General features: G+C 69.1%; 15 protein-coding genes and 1 other RNA gene. 6 read left to right on the top strand and 10 right to left on the bottom strand.

Annotated elements, in window-relative coordinates:
* Nucleotides 1-202: 202 nt before the first annotated feature.
* The 6 genes from rnpB to B0I29_RS11625 all read right to left on the bottom strand — a co-directional run bounded on the left by rnpB (nt 203) and on the right by B0I29_RS11625 (nt 5,585).
* An RNA gene (gene rnpB / locus B0I29_RS11650) (RNase P RNA component class A) lies at nt 203-609 on the bottom strand.
* 542 nt (nt 610-1,151) lie between these two features.
* Complete coding sequence (locus tag B0I29_RS11645) at nt 1,152-1,754, bottom strand: M15 family metallopeptidase (RefSeq protein WP_111648934.1); 603 nt, start codon at nt 1,752-1,754, stop codon at nt 1,152-1,154.
* Between the two features lie 64 nt (nt 1,755-1,818).
* Nucleotides 1,819-2,445 (bottom strand): GTP cyclohydrolase II, encoded by a 627-nt coding sequence (locus B0I29_RS11640; RefSeq protein ID WP_111648933.1) that lies wholly within the window; start codon nt 2,443-2,445, stop codon nt 1,819-1,821.
* Nucleotides 2,446-2,506: 61 nt separating this feature from the next.
* Nucleotides 2,507-3,577, bottom strand: a complete 1,071-nt coding sequence (locus B0I29_RS11635) for a hypothetical protein (protein WP_111648932.1) — start codon at nt 3,575-3,577, stop codon at nt 2,507-2,509.
* Between the two features lie 30 nt (nt 3,578-3,607).
* Nucleotides 3,608-4,516 carry a threonine/serine dehydratase gene (locus B0I29_RS11630; protein ID WP_111648931.1) on the bottom strand — a complete coding sequence of 303 codons (909 nt, stop codon included), beginning with the start codon at nt 4,514-4,516 and terminating at the stop codon, nt 3,608-3,610.
* 10 nt (nt 4,517-4,526) lie between these two features.
* A complete protein-coding gene (locus B0I29_RS11625) occupies nt 4,527-5,585 on the bottom strand; it encodes a type I glyceraldehyde-3-phosphate dehydrogenase (protein WP_111648930.1) in 1,059 nt (352 codons plus the stop codon).
* Nucleotides 5,586-5,790: 205 nt separating this feature from the next.
* Here B0I29_RS11625 and B0I29_RS11620 point away from each other — a divergent pair, with 205 nt between their 5' ends.
* Entirely contained in the window at nt 5,791-6,150 is a 360-nt protein-coding gene (locus B0I29_RS11620; RefSeq protein WP_181557771.1) for a toll/interleukin-1 receptor domain-containing protein, read from the top strand.
* Between the two features lie 88 nt (nt 6,151-6,238).
* Here B0I29_RS11620 and B0I29_RS11615 read toward each other — a convergent pair whose 3' ends face one another.
* Nucleotides 6,239-7,036 carry a methyltransferase domain-containing protein gene (locus B0I29_RS11615; protein WP_111648928.1) on the bottom strand — a complete coding sequence of 266 codons (798 nt, stop codon included), beginning with the start codon at nt 7,034-7,036 and terminating at the stop codon, nt 6,239-6,241.
* Nucleotides 7,037-7,138: 102 nt separating this feature from the next.
* Here B0I29_RS11615 and B0I29_RS11610 point away from each other — a divergent pair, with 102 nt between their 5' ends.
* The 4 genes from B0I29_RS11610 to B0I29_RS11575 all read left to right on the top strand — a co-directional run bounded on the left by B0I29_RS11610 (nt 7,139) and on the right by B0I29_RS11575 (nt 13,130).
* Nucleotides 7,139-8,164, top strand: a complete 1,026-nt coding sequence (locus tag B0I29_RS11610) for an aspartate-semialdehyde dehydrogenase (RefSeq protein WP_111649161.1) — start codon at nt 7,139-7,141, stop codon at nt 8,162-8,164.
* A 115-nt stretch (nt 8,165-8,279) separates the two neighbouring features.
* The gene (locus tag B0I29_RS11605) at nt 8,280-8,486 is read left to right on the top strand and encodes a hypothetical protein (RefSeq protein ID WP_111648927.1); all 207 of its coding nucleotides are present in this window, start codon (nt 8,280-8,282) and stop codon (nt 8,484-8,486) included.
* Between the two features lie 524 nt (nt 8,487-9,010).
* Nucleotides 9,011-11,626: a hypothetical protein gene (locus tag B0I29_RS45690; RefSeq protein ID WP_181557770.1), complete on the top strand. Its 2,616-nt coding sequence runs from the start codon at nt 9,011-9,013 to the stop codon at nt 11,624-11,626.
* A 73-nt stretch (nt 11,627-11,699) separates the two neighbouring features.
* On the top strand, nt 11,700-13,130 hold the full coding sequence (locus tag B0I29_RS11575) for an RNB domain-containing ribonuclease (protein WP_111648924.1): 1,431 nt from the start codon (nt 11,700-11,702) through the stop codon (nt 13,128-13,130).
* 1 nt (nt 13,131) lies between these two features.
* Here B0I29_RS11575 and panB read toward each other — a convergent pair whose 3' ends face one another.
* Together panB and B0I29_RS11565 are read right to left on the bottom strand one after the other, a co-directional pair.
* On the bottom strand, nt 13,132-13,962 hold the full coding sequence (gene panB, locus B0I29_RS11570; protein WP_111648923.1) for a 3-methyl-2-oxobutanoate hydroxymethyltransferase: 831 nt from the start codon (nt 13,960-13,962) through the stop codon (nt 13,132-13,134).
* Nucleotides 13,963-14,062: 100 nt separating this feature from the next.
* The gene (locus B0I29_RS11565; protein WP_111648922.1) at nt 14,063-15,847 is read right to left on the bottom strand and encodes an NAD+ synthase; all 1,785 of its coding nucleotides are present in this window, start codon (nt 15,845-15,847) and stop codon (nt 14,063-14,065) included.
* 112 nt (nt 15,848-15,959) lie between these two features.
* Here B0I29_RS11565 and glnA point away from each other — a divergent pair, with 112 nt between their 5' ends.
* Nucleotides 15,960-17,312 (top strand): type I glutamate--ammonia ligase, encoded by a 1,353-nt coding sequence (glnA, locus tag B0I29_RS11560; RefSeq protein ID WP_111648921.1) that lies wholly within the window; start codon nt 15,960-15,962, stop codon nt 17,310-17,312.
* Between the two features lie 171 nt (nt 17,313-17,483).
* On the opposite strand, the gene B0I29_RS11555 is transcribed toward glnA, so the two are convergent.
* Nucleotides 17,484-18,185 carry a hypothetical protein gene (locus B0I29_RS11555; RefSeq protein WP_111648920.1) on the bottom strand — a complete coding sequence of 234 codons (702 nt, stop codon included), beginning with the start codon at nt 18,183-18,185 and terminating at the stop codon, nt 17,484-17,486.
* Nucleotides 18,186-18,203: the final 18 nt, after the last annotated feature.

Raw genomic sequence — 18,203 nt, 5'->3', positions numbered from 1 at the left:
TTTGACGCCCTGGCGGTGATCCAGCATGGCGGAGCCCAGGCGACCGGGATGACTCCTCAGGGGGTGTGGCGCAGGGCGCGTCCAGGGCGTCAGGGCGTCACCAGGGCGTCGGATGTCAGCCAAAGCCGACCAACATTGACCAACAACGCCTATCTATAAGGCGAGGTCAAAGCCGCCTCGATGATCGTTACCTTGAGGGCGGCGGACGAGTCGGCCTGTACGCCGGATTCTGTGGCCGGAGTCGAGACCCCGGTGGCGGCCATCCATCTAGGCCTGCCGTTGCCGGCAGGCTCGAGCAGCCTACCCGCAGGCTCGGGCGAGCAGCCCTCGAACGCCTGCGCCGGCCACCGCCTTGCGGCAGCGGCCTTGCTTGGCCTTGCTCCGGGTGGGGTTTACCGAGCCACCCCGGTCGCCCGGGGTGCTGGTGAGCTCTTACCTCACCGTTTCACCCTTACCGGCGCCGCACCTAGGTGCGTGCCGGCGGTCTGTTTTCTGTGGCACTTTCCCGCGGGTCACCCCGGGTTGCCATTAACAACCACCCTGCTCTGCGGAGTCCGGACGTTCCTCGGCGGTGCCCGAAGGCACCAACGCGACCGCCCAGCCGACTCGTCCGTCGCGCTTGCCATGGTACGTCTCAAGGCCTCCGGCCTCCGCCAACGGGGTAACCCAGCGAGTCCGGGCCTGCGCTCCACCCGGGTGATTAGTGGACCCCCGGCGGGCCCCGGGCGGGCCCCGGCGGGCTCACCGGGTGGCGCGCGCTCGTGGGGCCGGCCGTAGCTCAGCCACGTCATGGACCTGCGATTCCATGTCTGAGCGACGGCTCGCCGCGCTCGGCCGTAGTTCACGCATGTCATGGGCCCACGAATCCGTGGCTGAGCGACGGCTCGGCGCGCTCTCACGCCGCTCGGCCTACGTTGATCAGGCCCGATGCGGCCGGACGGCAAATGCAGCCCGTTGATCGAATCCAGCTGCACGGCACGGTCGCCGCGGCGTGCAGCCGGCAGCCGTGAGGGACAGCCACCCAAGACCGGCTGTACGGCATGGCCGCCCTCGCGTGCAGCCGGCAGCCGTGAGCGACAGCCGGGCTCGGGCTGTACAGGGTGGTCGCCGTGCTGTGCAGCCGGCAGCCGTCTGTGACAGCCGTACGGTGTCTAGGTGGTTTTGGGGCGGAAGGCCCAGTGCCAGGACTCTCGGGGGACGTTCTCGGTGAAGCCGTAGTCCTTGGCGTGGGTGCGCATCCAGTTCAGGGCCTTGGCGTTCAGGTCCAGGTCGGTGGCCATGCCCCAGCCGTGCTCGCTCGTGCCCGGTTTGGCGGCCAGACCGCCCTGTGAATACAGGCCCTTGCGGCGGGCTACATCCACCTGCTCCTCGTACGGGCGGTACGAGTCGGTGATGCCGATCTTCACGCCCTCGCGCTTGGCGTCCTCGATCATGCGGTTGAGGTTCTCGGCGGCCGGGGCCCACAGTTTGTGGCCGGTTTCGCCCACCTTGGTGAGTGCCTCGTCCGGGATCTTGCCGTTTCCGTACGCGACGAGCTCCTCCGGGACACCCTTGCTGTTGAGTTTGTACGTCTTTTCCGCCGCGGGCGTGCCCTGCGTAGAGGCGACAGCCGACTGCAACTGGCTGGCGAAGTTCGCGCCACTGGCGTTCGGCGTGGCCGGCCGGGTCGCCGTGGTGGCGGCCTGCTGAGTTTGCATCGCGATCATCCGGCTCTGAATGTCGGCGATGCGCTGGTTCACTCCCTCGATACCCACGCCCTAACCGTTCGGCTCCCGGGCGGAAACCTGAGGCCTCCGCCCGGAAAAAGCCGAGCCGGCGTCAGGACGCGGAAGCCAAGCCGACCCCGACACCCAGGTCGATCGTGTGCTGGGTGTGCGACACCTTCGCCTGCAGATAACGGACGTTCGCCGCCGAAGCGTGCACGCCGGTCGGGCGTACCGAACGGACCTCGACGCCGAGGTCGCGCAGCTGGCTGGATTTGTCGGGGTTGTTGGTGAGCAGGTCGATCGACCGCGCGCCGAGCGCGTCGAGCATCTGCGCCGCGGCCGTGTAGTCCCGCTCGTCGTCACCGTGGCCGAGAGCCCGGTTCGCCTCGTAGGTGTCCATGCCGAGATCCTGGAGGGCGTACGCGTCGAGCTTTGCGTAAAGGCCGATGCCCCGGCCCTCCTGGCGCAGGTAGAGCAGGTATCCGCCGGTCGTGGCGATCCGCTCGACGGCCTCGCGCAGCTGCGGGCCGCAGTCACAGCGCTGGGAGCCGAAGACGTCGCCGGTCATGCATTCCGAGTGCATCCGGACCAGCGGGACATCCCCGTCAGCACAGGAGCCGAGCGCGAGGGCGAGGTGCTCCTTGCCGTCGGCCAAACCGGTGAAGGTGATCACCTCGGCCGTGGTCTGGTAGCCATCGGCGAACTCGAGCGGAACGGTGACGCGCGTACGGACCGGCATGCTTTCTCCCCTGCACTTGATACTTCAAGTCAAGTACGGATCGACAGCGTGCTCCGGTTCATTAGGCTTTTTCGGACAGCCCCAGATCGATCTCGGAGGTACTGTTCCGCCGGTTCGGCAGGATGTTGGTGATCAGTACGACGAGACAGCCGATCACCGCGTACAACGTGAGAACCAGCAGGTGGCTGCCGATCGGCGCGTCCGGGAAGTAGAGGTTGTCGCGGACGGCCTGGACGCCGGCGCCGGTCGGCAGGTTCTCGCCGAGGCGGCGGCCGAACGTGGGCAGGAACTCCGGGAGGATGCTGGCGCCGGAGATCACCGTCCCGATCGTGAAGTAGAAGATGCCGACCAGCGCGCCGGCCGGACCGATCAGGGCCACCGCCCCGGCCGTCGACCCGGTGATCGCGAGCGAGATCAGCGAGAAGATCAGCAGCATCTCCACCCGGTCGGCGCCCTCACCGACGTTGAACCAGCTCATCGACCAGAGCACCGCGGCGGCTGAGCCGATCGCGTACAGGATCAGCAGGCCGAGGTGGGCGGCGCCGCGTTTCCACGACCGGCGGGCCTTCGGGATGAGCTGGCCGAGACCCATCGAGGCGATCGAGCCGCCCAGCGACAGGGCCTGGGTCAGGAAGCCGAGCGAGACGCCGTTCACGTCGTCGGCCGGCAGCGGAACCACGTCGGTCACCGACGGGGGAGTGATCAGCACCTCGGCCTGGGCCACGGTGATCTCGGTGGAGTCCGCGGCGAGAGCGGTCAGCTGTTTCGCGGTCTGCTGCTGCATCACGCTGACGTACGTGGCGCGCAGCAGGCTCGCGGCGGACGCCCCGGCGGCGCTCGCCAGGTAGAGCATCGGGGTGTCCTCGGTGAGGTCGACACCGCCGTACACCTCGCGCTCGCGGATCGCGGTGGTGAGCGCGTCCGCCGAGCCGAACTCGTTGACCTCGAACTTCTTCTCGGCCTCGAGCATCGTGGTGACCTGCTCGGCCTGCTCCCCGGTGGCGACCAGGCCGACCGGCAGGTGGTGCGGCGCGGCCTTGTGCCCCATACCCAGGTAGTACGCGGTGAGCAGGAGCTGGACGAGCATCCCGATCACGCAGACCGCGAGCGCGAAGCGGCGGAAACTGGTCACGGTCCGAGCTTTGCAGCTCGGGCGGGCGTTTTAGACGAGATCAGACGGATTCGTGTTGGCTCCGCAGAGCAGAACGGCGACGTTCTCGCCCGGCGCCGGCTGATAGGAACCGGACAACAGTGCCGCCTGGGCGGCCGCGGTGCCGTGCTCGACGACGATCCGGTAGTCCTCCCAGAGCCGGCGGCGGGCCTCGACGATCGCGTCGTCGTCGACGAGCACCGAGGTGATATCCGCGTCGATGGCCAGCTCGAAGGCGATATTTCCGACTCGGCGCGCCCCTAGCGAGTCCGCCGCGACCCCGGAGACGGCGACGTCGACCGGTTCGCCTGCTTCCAGCGCCGCGTTCAGTGCCCGCGACGACGACGGCTCGACGGCCACCACGCGGACCTGATCACGCAGGGCGGCGATCACTCCGGCGATGAGCCCACCACCGCCCACCGCGACAACCACCGTGTCCAGATTTTTCACGTCATCAAGTAGCTCAAGCCCGATTGTCCCGTTACCTGCGACCATTTCGGGATCGTCATAGGCATGACAGAAGAGCGCGTCCGTGCGAGAAGTCGCCGCCGCGTACGCCTCGGCGTACTCGTTGCCGGCCTGGACCACCCGGGCGCCCAGTTTTCCGAGCTTCGCCACCTTCACCGCCGGGGCGGTGACCGGGACGAACACCTCGGCCGGAACGCCCAGCTCACGGGCTGCTAACGCGGCGGCCAGCCCGGCATTGCCGCCGGACGCGGCCACCACGCCGGCGGCGGGCAACGCACCACGCTCGGCGGCGGCCAGGATCCGGTTGAACATGCCGCGGGTCTTGAACGACCCGGCGTGCTGCAGGTGCTCAAGCTTGAACCACCGGTCCGGCCCGGCGTTGATCACCGGGGTGCGCCGGATCCGGCCGTCGATGCGCTTCGCTGCCGCTCGCACATCTTCCGAAGAGATCATGACGCCAACCCTAAGCGGCGCTCCAGCTCACATGGCTCGACGGTACGGGTAACCGTTCGCCTACCAGCCGAGCCAAGTCGAGTAATCGGTTCGAGAAGCCCCACTCGTTGTCGAACCAGCCGCGCACCTTCACACCGCCGTCCGCTGTCGTCTGTGTGCCGGACGGGTCGAACAGGCAGGAGGCCGGGTTGTTCTTCACGTCGATGGAGACGGTCGGATCCGGGTCGTACGCAAGGATCCCGCGCAACGGCCCGGCGGCGGCCTCGGCCATCGCCCGGTTGATCTCCTCGACGGTGACCGGCCGGTCGGTCATCCCGGAGATCTCGGCGAGCGATCCGATCGGCGTCGGCACGCAGTAGTAGCTGTAGCGCATCTCGCCGATCTCGGGCAGCGCCACGCGTACCAGGTCACCGACCACGTGGTTGTGCGGGATGATGCTGTCCGCGCTGGCCCGGCCGAGCCGCGGATCGTCCCGGGACGTGCCGACCGATGCGTCCTGCACCCGCTGCCAGCCCTGGGTCGCCAGCATCACCGAGGTGTGCACCGAACGCAGGCCGAACCGGTCGAGCAGCACCTTCGCCATCACGGTCAGCGCGTTGACCCCGCACGAGGCCGGCGAGACGACGTCGTGCACCGCGGGGTTGTAGCTGTTGTGGTTGGCACCGAAGACCAGGAACGCGTCCGGGTCGTCGGCCGACGCGCTGATCACCACCTTGCGGGCGCCGCCGTGGCTGATGTGCGACCGCGCCGCCCCTCCGGCCCGGAACCGGCCGGTGGCCTCGATGACGACGTCCACACCCTCCTCGGCCCACGGGATCCTCTCCGGACGCTCGTGGTGAAAGGTCCTGATGAGGCGGTCGTTGACCACGAGGTATTCACCCCGGGCCGTCACCGTGCCGGGGAACGAGCCGCGGAGGCTGTCCCGCCGTAACCCGTACGCCAGCTTCTCGGTCGACGCGATGTCGTTCACCGCGGTGATCTCCACCCCGGTTTGTGGCATGGCAGCCACGATCCGGGTCAAGCTTCGCCCGATCCGTCCGAGCCCGTTGATCCCGATCGCGACAGTCATCGAGCGCTCCTCGATTGCGGATGCTTTGTCAGCATTTTTTCCGTGACCAGGTCGCCCTGTTCCCTCAAGGGTCCACCGCGCGTCACGACACCGACACTATGAGTTGTGCAAGTTGCACGTCAACGGACGACATTCTCACACCACCCCAGCGACGTACATCTAAGCCCGGGAAGCAATGTGGACTCGCCTGCGTCATGCTGTGGACGTGCCTATCCTCGTCTCGCACGCCGTCCCTGACGGGCCATGGGCGGAGTGGATCACCCATGAACTACGGGCGGCAGGCTACGCGGTTGATGTACACATCGCGCGCACCGACTTCGTGGAACGGCTACTCGCCGCGCTCTCCGGCTCTGATCCGGTTCTCGTTCTGCTCTCCGCCGAGCATCCCGGCGTCGCCGCGGACTGGCAGCGGATCACCGACGCCGGCGGTGATCTCGTCCCACTGTGTCTCGACGCGTCGACACCCGCGCTCACCTGCCGGAGTCTGCACGGCCTGGACGAGGAAGAGGTTCTGGAGCTGCTGCTCGGCCTGCTGGACCGGCCACGCCGTCATCCGATCGGATAACGGCGTGCCCGGCGGCGGATCGCACCCCCGCCGCCGGGTCTATCGCCGCACTACCCGAGCAGGCCTCGGTGAAACAGGGCCGTGACGGTCAGGCGCGGCAGATGATCTCGCCGTGCGGGATGGCGAACCAGCCGTCCGGGTCGTCCGCCCAGCGGCGCCACCCGTCGGAGATCCGGCGCAGATCATTTTCGGTCGCGGCACCGGTCCGCAGTGCGGTCTCCGCCATGTCCGACTTGAGGATGCGGTCCGCCCACATCCCGCCCCACCACTGACGGTCCTCGTCGGTGGCAAAGCCCCAGACGCTCGCGGTCGCGGTGACGTCGGTGAAGCCGGCCGCCCGGGCCCAGGCCAGCATCCGCCGTCCGGCGTCCGGCTCGCCGCCGTTGCCCCGGGCGACCCGCTGGTACAGCGCCAGCCACTCGTCCAGCTCGGGCACCAGTGGGTACCAGTGGAAGCCCGCGTAGTCGCTGTCCCGCGCCGCCACCACGCCACCCGGACGGGTGACCCGGCGCATCTCGCGCAGCGCCACCACCGGGTCGGCGACGTGCTGCAGCACCTGGTGGGCGTGCACCACGTCGAACGAGTCGTCCGGCAGGTCGAGCGCGTGCACGTCGCCGACCGCGAAGTCCACGTTCGTCAGGGCCTGCCGGCTCACCTCGGCCCGGGCCAGGTCCAGCGCCGCGGCGGTGCGCTCCAGCGCGGTGACGCGACCGGGTGTGACGCGCGTCGCCAGGTCGGCCGTGATGGTGCCGGGACCACATCCGACGTCCAGCAGGGAGATTCCGGAGGAAAGATGCGGCAACAGGTAGGCCGCCGAATTCTCTGCGGTGCGCCAGCGGTGGGAGCGCAAGACCGACTCGTGGTGTCCGTGCGTGTACGTCGCCATGCCTTCGAAGCTAGCCCTGTCGTCCTTGAATGTGGGACATGGTTCCCACATTTTGAACAACGAGATTTCTTTGTTCGCAGTTCAGGCCGTACTTTGGTGCTCATGAGGATCGGCATCGTGGGTGCGACGGGACAGGTCGGTGGCGTCATGCGCCGGATCTTGGCCGAGCGCTCCTTCCCTGTGGACCAGCTCCGTCTCTTCGCTTCCGCGCGCAGCGCGGGCCGCACCCTGCCCTGGGGCACCGGCGAGGTGACCGTGGAGGACGCCGCGACCGCTGACTACAGCGGGCTCGACATCGTGCTCTTCTCGGCGGGCAAGGGCGGCTCCAAGGAGTACGGCCCCCGCGTCGCCGAGTCCGGCGCGGTCGTCGTCGACAACTCCTCCGCCTGGCGGATGGACCCGGACGTGCCGCTCGTCGTCGCCGAGGTGAACCCGGACGCGGCCCGCAACCGGCCGAAGGGCATCATCGCCAACCCGAACTGCACCACCATGGCGGCCATGCCCGTGCTGCGGCCGCTGCACGACGAGGCCGGGCTGGTCTCGTTCGTCGCCACGACGTACCAGGCCGTCGGCGGTGCCGGTCTGGCCGGCGTCGCTGAGCTCGACGAGCAGATCAAGAAGGTGGCGGATCGGGCCACCGAGCTCACCCTCGACGGCTCCGCTGTCGAGTTCCCCGAGTCGCGGGTCTTCCCGAAGCCGATCGCGTTCAACGTGGTCCCGCAGGCCGGCTCGTTCGTGGACGACGGCAGCTTCGAGACCGACGAGGAGCAGAAGCTCCGCAACGAGAGCCGTAAGATCCTCGATCTCCCCGAGCTGCTGGTCTCCGGCACTTGTGTACGCGTACCGGTCTTCACCGGACACTCGATCCAGGTGAACGCCCGCTTCACCCGTCCGCTGTCGCCCGAGCGGGCACAGGAGCTGCTCGCCTCGGCGCCCGGTGTGGAGCTTTCCCAGGTGCCGACGCCGCTGCAGGCCGCCGGTCGCGACCCGTCCTACGTGGGCCGTTTCCGGGTCGACCCGACGGCGGAGAACGGCCTCGCCTTCTTCATCTCGAACGACAACCTGCGTAAGGGCGCCGCACTGAACGCGGTCCAGATCGCCGAGCTGGTCGCCGCCGAGTTGCGCTGACTTTTCTCCGAATAAGGCACTGCCCGGAAACGGGTGGTGCCTTTTTTCGATGGAAATTTAGGACTTTTTGCCCGAATCGGTAGCGCATGGCCGTTTTTGGCTGCACAGTGATGGAATGAACGACAGTGGGCTCGGCGGAGCAGGCCACTTCTGGTGCCTCCGCGACCACCGGGTTGAGAGCGGCGACCAGGTGTGTCCCGCCCAATACCGGCTCGGTCCCTACGCCACGGCGGACGAAGCTACGCGGGCACTCGACAACGTCGAGAAGCGCAATGCCGAATGGGATGCCGAGGACGCCCGCTGGACGGGGGAAGCCAGCTAATCGCACGGATCGATCCGGTTCACGGCTCGTTGTCCTAACCGGAGTCGTGCCGTCTCCAGGCGCCGACGTGCCCGCAGTCATTCGCAAGGAGGAACACCTCGATGCCCGCTGCCAAAAAGGCAACGATGAGACCCGCTGTGTCCGCCGCGCCCGCCCGCAAGGGTGCGACGCCGGCCGGTAAGGCGACGCCCGCCCGTTCGGCGCCCGCCGCACGCGCGGCCGCACCGTCGAAGACGGGCAGGGCCGTTGCGGCCGTGTCCAAGGGTGCTGCCGCGAGAAATGGGTCCACAGTGGCAGGGGCCAAGACCGTTGCCGCCGCACCGGGCCGCGGTAAGACCGTGACCGCCAGGGTGCCGGCCGCGAAGCCCGCTGTCCGGCCTGCCGCGGGCAAGAGCGCTGCCGCGAGCAGGAGTGCGGCAGTCAAGCCCGCCTCTGTCCGGCCTTCGGCCACAAAGTCAAAGCCAGCGACGGTACGGTCCGCGGCTGCCAAGCCCACGACGGTACGGTCCGCGAGTGGCGGCAAGGTGATCGCTGCTTCCAAGGCTGCTGCCGGGAAGTCCGCTGTCGTCAAGGCGCCGGTGGGCAAGGCCGCTGCGGTCAAGGCCTCCGCTGCCAAGACGCCTGTTGCCAAGAAGCCCGTTGCCAAGGCGCCTGTCGCCAAGGCGCCTGTTGCCAAGAAGCCCGTCGCGGTTAAGGCGCCCGCCACCAAGGCCGCTGCGGTGAAGGCTGCCGGGGGCCGGGCGGTTGCTCCTAAGCAGGTCGCCCGGGTGGTGGCTGGTGCCGGCGGTTCTACTGCTGGAGGCAGGGCTGCTCGGGGCGTACCCCAGAGTGGCCGGACCACCGCGGCGCGCAAGCCGGCCGTGGTGAAGCAGAAGCAGGCGGCCGCGGCGAAGCCGGCGGCCGTCAAGGCCGTCGTGCCGAAGCCGGCCGCGCGGAAAGCCGCGGCGCAGAAGGTCGTCGCGCAGAAGGCTGCTCCGAAGGCCGCAGCGCCGAAGGTTGTTGCACCGAAGGTTGCTCCGAAGGCCGCTAAGCAGGCTGTTGTTCCGGCGGCGCGTTCCGGCCGGGCCAAGGTCGGTGCCGCTCGGCCGGCCGGTCGGCGGGTTGCCGCGGCGATGAGCGGTTCGCCGAAGTCGCAGGTGACGGTCTCCACCGACGAGCTTCGTCAGCTCGACGAGGTGGACCCGAGCCAGGTGGAGGACGTGCAGTACGCGGGTGGCTGGTTCCCGCGGCACTCCGGGCCGGCGACGCCGGACGCGGGTTCCGACCAGTGGGGTTCCGACCGTCCGGACCTTGAGGCCGTCGGCGGAAACGGGCCGGACGCGGGCAACGGGACGCGGGTCGGCGACGAGCCGCCGTCGGATGACGACGAGGACGACGAGACGCCGGAGCTTCCGGTCGCCGATGACGAGGATGACGACTGGGCGGCCAGCCGACGGCGGACGTCGGCGGTCTTCGTCGAGCCCGTGCTGCAGGAGGACGCGGCTCCGCTCGCGCACGGCGACTTCGAGGTACGGCACGGCGCGACGCTCGCTTCGTCCGCCAGGTCGGGTGGCGCCCGGGTGGCGAAGGCCGGCCCGGCCCGCACCGCCGGCGCAAAGGTGGCCCGGGGGACAGCGTCCGTCGCCGAACCGTCGGCGAGCAACGCGGCGCCTGAGCCGGCTGCTGGTGTCGCCGCGAAGAAGCCGGTGCGCAAGTCCACCGCTGCGAAGTCCACCGCTGCGAAGTCGGCGGCTGCGAAGTCCACGGCTGCGAAGTCGGCGGGTGCGAAGGCAGCGCCCAGGACGACGGCAGCGAAGGCGACCGCGACCAAGGCAACCGCGACCAAGGCAACCGCGACCAAGGCAACTCCTGCCAAGGCGACTGCGGTCAAGGCGACGGCGACCAAGACCGCTGGGGCTAAGGCGACTGCGGCTAAGAGCGCGGCTGTGAAGACGACCGTGGCTAAGGGGACTGCTGCTAAGGCGACTGCTGCGAAGACGGCTGCGGTCAAGGCGACTGCGGCTGCGAACAAGGCTGCGGCTGCTGCTGCGAAGGCTACGGCGGCTACGACCAAGGCGACCGGCACCAAGGCCACCGGCACCAAGGCTGCGGGGGCCAAGGCGACCGCGACCAAGGCTGCGGTGACCAAGACTGCTGGGACCAAGGCGGCTGCTGCCAAGGCGGCGCCGGTCGCTAAGACGGCTGCGGCTGGTAGGGCTTCCGGCGGCCGAGTCGCCAAGGCTGCTCCCGCCAAGGCTGTGAAGACGACCGCGACCAAGGCCACTGCGGCTAAGGCGACCACGGCTAAGGCGACCACGGCTAAGGCGACCACGGCTAAGGCGACCACGGCTAAGGCGACAGCGGCTAAGGCCACCGCCACTAAGGCGACTGCGGCGAAGAAGGCCACGGGAACCGCTGCCAAGGCCACCGCGACCAGGGCTACCGGTGCCAGGGCCACTGCGGCTAAGGCGACTGCTGCGAAGACGACTGGTACCAAGGCGACTGCGGCTAAGGCTGTCGGAACCAAGGCGACTGCTGCCAAGACCACCGGGGCCAGAGCCACGAAGGCCCAAGCAGCGAAGACGACCCGGGCGAGTGCGGCCAAGGTGACGGCGACCAAGGCCACGAAGGCGACCGCCACGAAGGCGACCGCTGCCAAGGCGACCAAGGCCGCACCGACAAAGGCCACTAAAGCGACAGCGGCCAAGACCACGGCAGCCAAGGCAACAGCCGCTAAGGCGACTGCGACCAAGGCCACCGCGAGGAAGGCCACCGCGACCAAGGCGACAGCGGCGAAAACCACTGGCGCCAGGGCCGCTGCGACCAAGGCGACAGCCGCAAAAGCCACCCGGCCAACCGCGGTAAAGACGACCGCAGCGAAGGCGACCACCGCCAAGGCCGCCACCGCCAAGGCCGCCACCGCCAAGGCCGCCACCGCCAAGGCCGCCACCGCCAAGGCCACCACCGCCAAGGCGACGACCGCCAAAGCCAAGGCCTCCAACGCTAAAACTGCCGCGCCCAAAGCCTCTACAACCAAGAGCGCCCCCGGCCGGACCAGTTCCAACAAATCCGCCGCCGCCAAGACTGGCAGCCCGGCCGGGAATGCGGCCAAGTCGGCGCGGGTCACCCGTACCCCTGAAAAAGCGCAACGCAGGCGATAAAGCGCAAGCAGAAAGCGGGCCGCGTCGGGAGGCGTGGCCCGCTTCGTCGTTCCCGGCCTGATAGGAATGTCGGGTGCCGATCAAGAAGGTCATTGCGCCGCAGATCGACTTCTCCGGGTTGCGGCAGGAGTTGCATTTGCCGGACGAGTTCCCGGCCGCTGTTCTCGCGGAGGCGGAGGCCGCTGCCCGGGCCACGCGGCCGGCGGGTGCGGATCTGACGGACGTGCCGTTCGTGACGATCGATCCGGCCACGTCGCGCGACCTCGACCAGGCGATGCACCTGAGCCGGCGTAAAGGTGGCGGTTACCGGGTTCGTTACGCCATCGCCGACGTTGCGACCTTTGTCCCGCCAGGCGGGACGGTTGCGGCGGAGAGTTGGGTACGCGGACAGACCATCTACCTGCCCGACGGACGTGTCCCTTTGCATCCGCCGGTTCTCAGTGAGGATGCGGTGAGCCTGCTCCCGGACGCGGAGCGGGCCGCGGTGGTCTGGACGATCGACCTGGACGCGGACGGCGGGACCATCGGGGTCACGCTGGAGCGGGCGCGGATCCGCAGCCGCGCCAAGCTGGACTATGTGAGCGTGCAGCAGGAGATCGACGCCGGCACGGCCGCGGAGCCGTACGCGCTGCTCCCGGAGATCGGCATCCTGCTCGCGAAACGGGCGGCGGACCGGGGTGCGGTGAACCTTCCGCTGCCGTCCCAGGAGCTCGAACGCGACGGCGACGGCTGGCGCCTGGTGCTGCGCGCGCCGCTGGCGGCCGAGGAGCACAACGCGCAGATCTCGCTGCTCACCGGCATGGCCGGGGCATCGATCATGCTGGACGGCGGGATCGGGCTGCTCCGGACGATGCCGGCCCCGAAACCGGAAGCGGTCGCCAAGCTGCGCGCCGCGGCGGCCCCGCTGGGGATCCCGTGGCCGGACGGCTCCTCGGTCGGCGGGGTGATCGCGGCGGTCGACCCGGGCACACCCCGAGGCGCCGCGTTCCTGAACCAGGCCGCCGACCTGCTGCGAGGTGCCGGCTACACGGCTTTCGGCGTGCCGGGCCAGGAGGAGCGTCCGGCGGAGGCGGGGCATGGTGGCGTCGGCGCGCCCTATGCGCACGTGACGGCTCCGCTACGGCGGCTGGCCGACCGGTACGCCACCGAGGTCTGCCTGGCGCTGCACGAAGGACGCGAGGTTCCGGACTGGGCCCGCGAGGCCCTGCCTCAGCTGCCGAAGACCATGTCCAGCACCGACCGGGTCGCCTCGGCCGCGGATCGGGGCGCGATCGATCTCGCCGAGGCGGTGCTGCTGGAGCACCGGGTCGGTGAGACGTTCGAGGCGGCGGTGCTGGACCGGGACGAGGCCGGTGCGAAACGGCCGGCGTCCGCGATGATCGCGATCGACGAGCCGGCCGTGCGGGCGCGGTGCACGGGTGATCTGCCGCTGGGCCGCCGAGTCCCGGTCCGCCTGGTGACAGCGGACCGGGTTACCCGGACGGTGCGGTTCGAACAAGCCTGACTTAGAAAGTGTGCTCGGCGGCCGGGAACTCGCCGCCGCGGACCTCGGCGGCGAACTGCCGGGTGGCCTCGCTGAGCGCGCCCGACAGGTCGGCGTAACGCTTCACGAAGCGCGGCGCCTTGCCGGTCCGCAAACCGGCCATGTCCTGCCAGACCAGCACCTGGGCGTCGGTGTCCGGACCGGCGCCGATGCCCACCGTGGGGATCTGCAGCTCCTTGGTGATCTGCTTGGAGACGTCACCGGGGACCATCTCCAGGACCACCGCGAACGCTCCCGCATCGGCCACCGCGCGGGCGTCGGAGATGACCTCGGCGCCCTCGTTCTCCCGGCCCTGTACGCGGTACCCACCGATGGTGTGCTCACGCTGCGGCGTGAAGCCGATGTGCGCCATCACCGGGATGCCGGCGCCGGTGATCGCCTCGATCTGCGGGGCGACGCGCCGGCCGCCCTCGAGTTTGACCGCGTGGCAGCCGCCCTCTTTCATGAACCGGACGGCGGTGCGCAGGGCCTGGGTGGGGCCCTCCTCGTAGCTGCCGAACGGCAGGTCGCCGACGATCAGCGCGGTCTTGGTGGCCCGGACCACGGCGCGGACCAGAGGCAGAAGCTCGTCGACCGTGATCGGCAGGGTGGTCTCATGCCCGAAGACGTTGTTGGCGGCGGAGTCGCCCACCAGCAGGACCGGCACGCCGGACTCGTCGAAGATCGAGGCCGTGTACTGGTCGTACGACGTGAGCATCGGCCAGCGGTCGCCGCGGACCTTGGCATTGATCAGGTCGCGGGTGCGGACGCGGCGCGTAGGCGGACCGCCGTACAGCGTGGCAATTTCCGACATTTCGTAAATCTCCTTCCCTCGAGGCCGCGCGGATGCGGTCCCCGGGTGCGCAAATAATCGCACCGGAAACCGCCCGCCCGTCAGAGGTCAGTGGAGGTTTTCACAAGGGTTTTGCACCTTCGCGAAACGAGTTTGTAATCGGCAGGCGCCTGTCACGGCCGAACGCCTTGCCCGAGATCTTGGTCCCGGGCGCTGACTGCCGCCGCTTGTACTCAGCGAGGTCGATCATGCGGAGCACCCGGTCGACCAGGGCCGGATCGTTGCCGGCCTCGACCAGTGCGGCCCGGCCGAGGTCCTGGTCGACGTACCCCTTGATGATCGGGTCGAGGACGTCGTAATCCGGCAGCGAATCCGAGTCCTTCTGGTCCGGGCGCAGCTCGGCACTCGGGGCCTTCGTGATCGAGTTCTCCGGGATCGGGGCGTTCGCCTGGGTGTTCCGCCAGCGGGCCAGCTTCCACACCATGGTCTTCGGCACGTCCTTGAGCGGATTGAATCCGCCGACCGAGTCGCCGTAGAGCGTGGAGTACCCGACGGCCAGCTCGCTCTTGTTGCCGGTGGTCAGCACCAGGTGGCCCTCCTGGTTCGACAGGGCCATCAGGATCACGCCGCGCACTCGGGCCTGCAGGTTCTCCACCGCGAGGCCGGAGAGCGACATGTTCGCCAGGAACCCGTCGACCATCGGCTGGATCGCCTCGGTCCGATAGTCGAGGCCGGTGCGCTTGGCCATCTCGGCGGCGTCGTCCTTGGAGTGCTCGGACGAATACCCGCTCGGCATCGAGACGGCGAAGACGCGTTCCGGCCCGAGGGCATCCACCGCGATGGCGGCGACGACCGCCGAGTCGATGCCGCCGGAGAGCCCGAGGATCACCGAGCGGAAGCGGTTCTTGTCGACGTAATCACGCAGCCCGAGGGTGAGCGCCGCCCAGATCTCGGCCTCGTCGGAGATCCGCTCGGCGATGCCGCCGTCTTTAGCAGTGTTCAAGGCGGCGAAGGAGGAAAGGACGGAAACCCGGTGGATCGCCATCTCGTCCGGGATCGACTGCTCGACCAGTGGCTTCGCCGCGTCGGTCGAGCCCTCCGCGTTGGGCGCCGCGTCGGCCGCCGGCAGATCCAGGTCGTGGACGAGCAGCCCCTCGGTGAACTGCCCCGCCCGGGCGAGCAGCTCGCCGTCCCGCGAGACGATCATCGAGTCGCCGTCGAAGACCAGTTCGTCCTGCCCGCCGACCGCGTTCACGTACGCGACCGTCGCCCCGGCCTCGGCGGCTCGCCGCTGGACCAGGGGAAGGCGTACATCGTCCTTGTTCAACTCGTACGGTGAGGCGTTTATGTTGACGACCAAGCCGGCGCCGGCCCGCCGGGCCGCGGTGAACGGGCCTCCGGCCTGCCAGATGTCCTCGCAGACGGTCAGCGCGACGTCCACCCCGCCGAGCCGCACGACGGTCAGCGACGAGCCCGGCTCGAAGTACCGGTCCTCGTCGAAGACGCCGTAGTTGGGCAGGTGGTGCTTGAAGTACGTGGCGACCACCTGGCCGCCGTAGAGCAGGGCCGACGCGTCCCGCCGGCCCTTGCCGGAGACCGCGTCGGAGCTGGTGTGCGCCGGACCGTCGGCGTCGACGTATCCCACCACCACGGCCAGCTCGCCGAGGCCGTCCCCGACCAGGGAGATCGCCAGGTCGTCGAGGGCCTGCCGGGAGGCCGCGACGAACGAGTTGCGGAAGACCAGGTCCTCGATGGGGTACCCGGTCAGCATCATCTCGGGGAAGGCCACCAGGTGCGCTCCGGCGCCGGCCGCTTCGCGGGACCAGCGGCGCACCGCCTCGGCGTTGCCGTGAATGTCACCGACTGTCGAGTTCACTTGAGCAAGGGCGATGCGCAGCGTGGGCATGGCCCTTATTGTTCCCCCAGACCGGGCCTTTCGATCCCGACCCAGGAGCACGTCACAGGCGGTGGTCAGCGTAGTCTCGGCATGAGAATCGATAACGGCACTAGGGGTGGAAGTGGACCGACAGCAGGAGTTCGTGCTTCGCACGCTCGAGGAGCGCGACATCCGTTTTGTCCGTCTTTGGTTCACCGATGTGCTGGGTACGCTCAAGAGCGTCTCGGTTGCCCCGGCGGAACTGGAGTCGGCGTTCGAAGAGGGCATCGGCATCGACGGCTCGGCGATCGAGGGCTTCGCCCGGGTCTACGAGTCGGACATGGTCGCCATGCCGGACCCGACCACCTTCCAGGTCTTCCCGTTCGAGGGCGGCGTTAGCGGCGAGAGCGCCCGGATGTTCTGCGACATCCTGCTCCCCGACGGCAGCGCCGCCTGGGCCGACCCGCGCCACGTGCTGCGCCGCTCGCTGGCGAAAGCCGCCGAGAAGGGCTTCACCTTCTACACCCACCCCGAGGTCGAGTTCTTCCTGATCCAGGACGGGACCAACGACGGCTCGGTGCCGATCCCGGTGGACACCGGCGGTTACTTCGATCACACCACCCACGCCGTGGCGCGCGACTTCCGCCGCCAGGCCGTGCTGGCCCTGGAGCGGATCGGCATCTCGGTGGAGTTCAGCCACCACGAGGTCGCGCCCGGCCAGCAGGAGATCGACCTGCGGTACGCGGACGCGCTCACCACGGCCGACAACATCATGACGTTCCGGCACGTGGTCAAGGAGGTGGCGCTCTCCCAGGGGGTGAAGGCCACCTTCATGCCGAAGCCGTACACCGACCAGCCCGGCTCGGGCATGCACACCCACCTGTCGCTGTTCGAGGGCGAGCGCAACGTCTTCTACGACAGCGAGGACCCGCAGAAGCTGTCCAAGACAGCGCGGTCGTTCATCGCCGGTCTGCTGGTGCACGCCCGGGAGTACACGGCCGTCACCAACCAGTGGGTCAACTCGTACAAGCGACTCTTCCCGCTGCAGCTGCCGGACCGGATCACCGAGTCGCCGGCGTTCGTGAGCTGGGGCCACCTGAACCGGTCGGCGCTGGTCCGCGTCCCCGCGTTCGGCAAGCCGAACTCGGCACGCGTCGAGGTCCGCTCGATCGACTCGGCCGCCAACCCCTACCTGGCGTTCGCCGTCATGCTCGGCGCCGGCCTGAAGGGCATCGAGGAGGGCTACGAGCTTCCTCCGGGCGCCGAGGACGACGTGTGGTCGCTGTCGCCGGCCGAGCGCAAGGCCGCCGGTTACGAGGCGCTGCCGGAAAACCTGGCCGAGGCGATCGACGTGATGGCCGGGTCGGAGCTCATCGCCGAGGTGCTCGGCGAGCACGTCTTCGACTTCTTCCTCCGCAACAAGCGGGCCGAGTGGGAGCAGTTCCGCCGCGAGGTCACGCCGTACGAGCGCCAGCGCTACCTCGGCGCGCTGTAAGAGCCAGATACGCCAGGCGGCGGCGATCCTCCCCGTGGAGAGTGAGGATCACCGCCGCCTGACTGGTTCGGCTGCCTACGCTGGGGTGGGGGCGACCCCGTTGTCAGCCGACCTTAAAAGACACCCGATGGATCGCCCGTTCCCCTGATCCGATCCACCGGGTGCCAGCTTTCATTTGCCCTCGTTGTCCCAGTCCCCGCCGCCGGGCTGTTCCCCGCCGCCGTTATCCCCGCCGCCGTTCTCGCCGGGCCGTGCGCTGAAGCTGACCTGAGGCTTGCCGGAATAGCTGGGTTTCACGCTGCCGCTGGGCCGCGGCTTGCCGAAGTCGAAGCAGAAGCGCTCGACCCGGTCCTTCTTGCCGGCCTTCCGGACCAGATCACCGAAGTGATCGTCGTCGAGGGCCCGCCGCCGGCCGTCGGAGTCACGGCCGTCGAACTCCTTGCAGAGATCGGCGAGGCGCTTGGGCGAAGGCGAACCCGACGCCGATCCGGACGGCTTCGGGTGCGCGGACGACGGCTTCGAGTGAGGCGACACGCTCGGCGACGCCTTCGAGTGCGACGGCTTGGCCGAGGACGACGCGAAGATCGGGTTCGGGATCGTTCCGGTGGATGCGGCGAGGGCCACGCCGCCGACGGTCGCGGTGGTGGCGAAAGCGGCCGCCGCGACCTTGAGGCTCAGAAGTTTGAGCATGGGATTTCTCCGGGTGATTGCCGTGTCGGGGGAGTGAGCGGCAACCCGGAACGCGGCCATCGCGGCTGCTTCCCCGGCCAGTTCCCGGTCCGTGGCGGGCGCCTTCGCCGCGGACAGGAGGTCAGCCAGCGGGTGCCCGGGGACGCTGCCGCGCAGCAAACTCTCCGCTGTCTTCCGGTCCATCGGGCCTCCTCTCTCAGG

The sequence above is a fragment of the Actinoplanes lutulentus genome, assembly GCF_003259845.1.
GTDB lineage: Bacteria > Actinomycetota > Actinomycetes > Mycobacteriales > Micromonosporaceae > Actinoplanes > Actinoplanes lutulentus.
Note: the sequence above shows the minus strand (reverse complement) of the source record. Positions and strands in the feature narration are given on the sequence as shown.

Excerpts from the sequence above, each read along its gene's own strand:
- B0I29_RS11640 (WP_111648933.1), bottom strand. The coding sequence starts at position 2,445 with ATGCCGGTCCGTACGCGCGTCACCGTTCCGCTCGAGTTCGCCGATGGC.
- B0I29_RS11630 (WP_111648931.1), bottom strand. The coding sequence starts at position 4,516 with ATGATCTCTTCGGAAGATGTGCGAGCGGCAGCGAAGCGCATCGACGGC.
- B0I29_RS11625 (WP_111648930.1), bottom strand. The coding sequence starts at position 5,585 with ATGACTGTCGCGATCGGGATCAACGGGCTCGGACGGATCGGGCGAAGC.
- B0I29_RS11615 (WP_111648928.1), bottom strand. The coding sequence starts at position 7,036 with ATGGCGACGTACACGCACGGACACCACGAGTCGGTCTTGCGCTCCCAC.
- B0I29_RS11610 (WP_111649161.1), top strand. The coding sequence starts at position 7,139 with ATGAGGATCGGCATCGTGGGTGCGACGGGACAGGTCGGTGGCGTCATG.
- B0I29_RS11605 (WP_111648927.1), top strand. The coding sequence starts at position 8,280 with ATGAACGACAGTGGGCTCGGCGGAGCAGGCCACTTCTGGTGCCTCCGC.
- panB (WP_111648923.1), bottom strand. The coding sequence starts at position 13,962 with ATGTCGGAAATTGCCACGCTGTACGGCGGTCCGCCTACGCGCCGCGTC.
- B0I29_RS11565 (WP_111648922.1), bottom strand. The coding sequence starts at position 15,847 with ATGCCCACGCTGCGCATCGCCCTTGCTCAAGTGAACTCGACAGTCGGT.
- B0I29_RS11555 (WP_111648920.1), bottom strand. The coding sequence starts at position 18,185 with ATGGACCGGAAGACAGCGGAGAGTTTGCTGCGCGGCAGCGTCCCCGGG.